A 4,821-nucleotide genomic window follows, 5' to 3' on the forward strand; every position below is an offset into this window, starting at 1 on the left:
GCGGCTTTTAGCTGGGAAAGAGGCAACTGCGGAAGAAGTAGAAATGGCAAGAGTAAGTTTGGGGTTGGATAAGCCATTATATGAGCAGTATTTTGTTTATTTGAAGGACCTGCTGACTGGTAATTTGGGCTATTCGGTAAAATCAGGTGTAGCAGTTAGTCAATTGATTGGAGAACGAATTTTACCAACTTTAGGTCTAACTTTTATAAGTATTATCTGGGCACTGGTAGTTGGAATCTTAATTGGAGTTGTTTCTGCAGTATATCGAAATAAATGGCCAGATCATCTGGGAATGTTTACAGCTGTATCCGGTATTTCACTTCCAAACTTTTGGGTTGGTCTTATTCTTATTCAAATATTTTCTGTGCAGCTGGGTATTTTTCCAACAGGAGGAGCAGAAAGCTGGAAAAGCTACATTATGCCTTCATTCGCTTTAGGTGCGGGGATTATGGCCATGATTGCCAGGTTTACGCGATCATCCCTTGTGGAGAGTATGAAACAGGATTATATCCGGATGGGACGTGCAAAAGGATTGAACAGCAGTCAGATTATATTTGGACATGCCTTGAAGAACTCCTTAATTCCGGTTGTGACCGTTGCCGGGCTGCAGTTTGGCTTCTTGCTTGGTGGTTCTGTTGTGGTTGAAAAGGTATTCAGTTTTCCGGGGCTGGGAACTCTATTAATTGATTCTATTCAATTCCGTGATTATCCGGTTGTTCAAGCTGAAATATTATTATTCGCCATACAGTTTATTGTCGTGAATTTGCTCATAGATATTGTGTACAGCTATTTGAATCCAAAAATCCGATATGAGTAAGGAGGGAAGATAATTATGAGCAATCTTCAAACAGAAACTATTTTTGAAATAGAACAAATGAAGACGAAAGGTAATCGTCCCCTTCTTCAATTTTGGCGTTTATTTCGTCGGAAAAAGCCAGCGGTTATCTCCTTCTACTTTGTTTTATTCCTGTTAATTATAGCTATCATTGGTCCATATGTTACACCTTATAATGCGGCAGAACAAAATTATACAAGAGTGCTCGAGACATCTTCTGCCAGCCATTGGTTTGGAACAGACGAATATGGGCGTGATATTTTAAGCAGAATCATCGCGGGCGCAAGAATTTCACTTTCGGTCAGTATTTCCGCTGTTACACTCGGGGCGATTGTTGGAAGTATTTTAGGATTGATCAGTGGTTTTGTTGGTAGATGGGTCGATAAATTAATTATGCGTATTTGTGATGTACTCTTTGCGTTTCCTGAATTGATTTTGGCTATTGGAATTGTTGCTATTTTAGGGCCTGGTTTAAAAAATGTGATTATTGCGGTTGCTTTTTTCAGTGTTCCTTCTTTTGCTAGGATTGTCCGCGGAGCAACATTGGAAGTAAAAGAAATGCTATTCGTTGAAGCGGAAGAATCACTTGGTGCAAGCCGGTTGCGAATCATGTTTAAACATGTTTTTCCGGAAACGTTACCGACAATTATTGTTTATTATACGATGAATGTTGGTACAGCCATTCTGGCAGCAGCAAGTTTGAGTTTTTTAGGTTTGGGTGCGGAGCCATCTTCACCTGACTGGGGGGCAATGTTAAGTGTTTCAAGAGACTATATTGGTACTGCATTTCATTTAGTATTTTTCCCTGGTTTAATTATTTTCTTAACCGTTTTAGCTTTTAATCTATTAGGTGATGGATTACGAGAAATGCTCGATCCAAAAATGAAAGACTAGGAGTGTTTATATGCCAGATTTACTAGAGGTAAAAAATCTTAAAACAGGTTTTCAGACTGAAAATGGCTTCTTACCGGTCGTACAAGGCATCAGCTTTCACGTCAACCAAGGTGAAATAGTTGGATTAGTTGGTGAATCAGGCAGCGGGAAAAGTGTAACATCATTATCAATTATGCGTCTGTTCCATGAAACAAGCGGCAAGGTTGCGGATGGCGAAATTATATACAAAGGGGAAAATCTATTAACATTTTCGGAAAAGAAAATGACGAAATATCGAGGGAAAGAATTGTCAATGGTTTTTCAAGAGCCTATGACAGCCTTAAATCCTGTATTGACCATCGGGAAGCAGATGAGGGAAACCATTATGCTTCATATGAGAATGTCCAAAAAAGAGGCACAACAGTATGCGATTGAAAAACTAAAATCCGTTGGAATCCAGCGGGCGGAGCAAGTTATGAAGGACTACCCACATCAACTTTCCGGTGGCATGAGGCAGAGAGTTATTATTGCGATGCAAATCTCATGTAACCCTTCATTACTTATTGCAGATGAGCCGACTACTGCGTTAGATGTAACCATTCAGGCGCAAATATTGAAGTTGATGGAAGAGATTCAACAAAAAACGAATATGGGCATTTTACTAATTACGCATGATCTTGGAGTTGTGGCTGAAATCTGTGATCGAGTTATTGTGATGTATGCCGGGAGAATCGTCGAGGAAGCAAGTGCTGTTGAATTGTTTGAAAATCCGAAACACCCTTATACAAAAGGACTGATGGAATCGGTTCCCAAAATCGGATCTAATAAGGACCGGCTGAATTCAATCGCTGGAACCGTACCCAACCCGAACAACATGCCGAAAGGATGTAAGTTTACGCCAAGATGTCCTTTAGCCATGCCGATTTGTCATGAAAAAGAACCAGAGTTGATGGCAGATGGCAATCATTCTGCAAGATGCTGGTTATTGGATGAAGAGGTAAAGAAAAAGGAGGAAATGCTGAATGTGTGATGATAATTTAATTGAAGCAAAAAACATAAAAAAGCATTTCCAGATTAAGACAGGCTGGTTTGAAGAGAAAAAGTATGTAAAAGCAGTAAATGGCATCTCCTTTCATATTAATAAAGGTGAAACATTGGGGCTTGTTGGTGAATCTGGCTGCGGAAAATCAACTACCGGCCGGCTGCTCAACGGACTCATTCCAGTAGATTCAGGATCTATTATTTTTAAAGGTGAGGACTTAACAAACGCAAGTAAGCACGAATGGAAAAAATATCGGCAGAAAATGCAAATGGTGTTTCAGGATCCCTATGCTTCTTTAAGCCCGAGAATGAAAATAAAGGATATTTTAAGAGAACCTTTGGATATTCATTTTAAACAAATGTCTTCGAGAGAAAAAAATAAACGTGTAGAAGATCTTCTGGATAAATGCGGAATCAGTAAATTTCATTTAGATAAGTATCCGCACGAATTCAGTGGTGGGCAGCGGCAACGGATCGGAATTGCACGGGCTTTGATTTTACAGCCTGAATTAATCATTGCGGACGAGCCTGTATCTGCGCTCGATGTCTCTATCCAGGCGCAAATATTAAATTTAATGAAAGATTTACAGGAAGAGTTTAATTTGACTTATTTATTTATTTCTCATGATTTAAGTGTTGTAGAACATATTAGTGATCGAGTTGGTGTCATGTATTTCGGGGATTTGGTTGAAATAGGAACGAAGGAAGATATTTTTAATCATCCAAAACATGATTACACAAAAACACTATTGTCCTCCATCCCGCAAATGATTCCAAAGGCAAAAAGAAAACAACTGAATTAGAAACTTAATCATCCATAGATTAGTAAATGACTATGTAAGTAGAATTAGTCTGAGGCAATTTAGAGCGGCTGATTGCTTTTCATATATGATGCAAATGAGGAGAAGGAAATGCAAATAAACATCGTACCGATTCATGAAGTAAATGATAATATCGTTTATTTTGAAGAGAAGTCTTGCATTGAATTTGGTAAAGTGCAGCTTATTACAAAAGGAGAGGAATTGATCGTCTATATTGGAATCGGTCAAGAATTTCTCACAATGGAGGATATTCGTTTTTTAGGCGGCATTTCCCGAAAAAGCCTACAAAATGCCAAGGCTGCAGCTGTTTCGGCAGAGGTTTCATTGATTATGGAGCGGGCGGAGAAACCAGAACTTGGTCAGGTCATTAGCTGTTTTATGGAAGGCTGGTATTTGGCTGAATACCAATTTTCATCTTATAAAAAGGCTGTGGAACTAAATCAATTAACCATGCTATGGGAAGATGAAAGGTTAAGAGAATATGATCATGCGGCACGTATCAGGGCAAATGCAGTCAATCTTGCCAGGGATTTATGTAATGAACCGGCCAATAAATTAACACCTTCTGCATATGCTAAACGGCTAAAGCAAGTATTCCATGGAACAGAAGTATCCGTTCAAGTGATTGACGATCATGAATTATTAAGTAATCAATTTGTCGGGATTCATACAGTAGCAAAAGGAAGCAGTGAACCGGCAAAACTTGTTGTCCTGACGCTTGAACGTGATGTTAGTAAAGAAAAAATTGCTTTGGTCGGTAAAGGTGTGACATTCGATTCGGGCGGAACCAATGTTAAGACCGGTAATGATATTGGTGAGATGAAAATGGATATGGGCGGGTCGGCTGCAGTAACAGGGGCATTGAAGCTGCTGGCTGATTCCAACAAAGCGGTAAATGTGGTGGCCATTTTGCCGCTTGTTGAAAATCTTGCTGATGGAAACGCATTTTTGCCATCAGATATCATTCATTATCGAAATGGACTTCATGTAGAAGTAGGAAATACAGATGCTGAAGGCCGGTTGATTTTGGCTGATGGATTACTCTATGCGCAATTACTGGGGGCAAAAACCATTATAGATATTGCTACTTTAACAGGAAGTATTGGCAGTGCCCTTGGTTTAAAAGCGGCAGGCGTATTCAGTAACGCAGAATCGGACTTGTGGCACTATAAGCAACTGGGCGATCAAACGGGTGACTATGTCTGGCCAATGCCGGTGTATGATGATTATTTATATTATTTACAAAGCGAT

At 39.5% G+C, this 4,821-nt stretch carries 5 protein-coding genes; all 5 read left to right on the forward strand.

Features of this window, described 5'->3' with window-relative positions:
• Positions 1 to 817 (forward strand): ABC transporter permease (locus tag AC52RT_RS09940; protein WP_495540595.1); only part of this gene is annotated, 817 nt, incomplete at its 5' end.
• A 15-nt stretch (positions 818 to 832) separates the two neighbouring features.
• Positions 833 to 1,729, forward strand: a complete 897-nt coding sequence (locus AC52RT_RS09945; RefSeq protein WP_495540596.1) for an ABC transporter permease — start codon at positions 833 to 835, stop codon at positions 1,727 to 1,729.
• Positions 1,730 to 1,739: 10 nt separating this feature from the next.
• On the forward strand, positions 1,740 to 2,738 hold the full coding sequence (locus AC52RT_RS09950; protein WP_495540597.1) for an ABC transporter ATP-binding protein: 999 nt from the start codon (positions 1,740 to 1,742) through the stop codon (positions 2,736 to 2,738).
• Positions 2,731 to 3,552: an ABC transporter ATP-binding protein gene (locus AC52RT_RS09955; RefSeq protein ID WP_495540598.1), complete on the forward strand. Its 822-nt coding sequence runs from the start codon at positions 2,731 to 2,733 to the stop codon at positions 3,550 to 3,552. The genes AC52RT_RS09950 and AC52RT_RS09955 overlap by 8 nt, the downstream gene beginning before the upstream one ends.
• 108 nt (positions 3,553 to 3,660) lie before the next feature.
• On the forward strand, positions 3,661 to 4,821 hold a 1,161-nt coding region (locus AC52RT_RS09960), incomplete at its 3' end, for a leucyl aminopeptidase family protein (protein WP_495540599.1).

Source organism: Peribacillus sp. (assembly GCF_059453735.1).

Excerpts from the sequence above, each read along its gene's own strand:
- AC52RT_RS09945 (WP_495540596.1), top strand. The coding sequence starts at position 833 with ATGAGCAATCTTCAAACAGAAACTATTTTTGAAATAGAACAAATGAAG.
- AC52RT_RS09950 (WP_495540597.1), top strand. The coding sequence starts at position 1,740 with ATGCCAGATTTACTAGAGGTAAAAAATCTTAAAACAGGTTTTCAGACT.
- AC52RT_RS09955 (WP_495540598.1), top strand. The coding sequence starts at position 2,731 with ATGTGTGATGATAATTTAATTGAAGCAAAAAACATAAAAAAGCATTTC.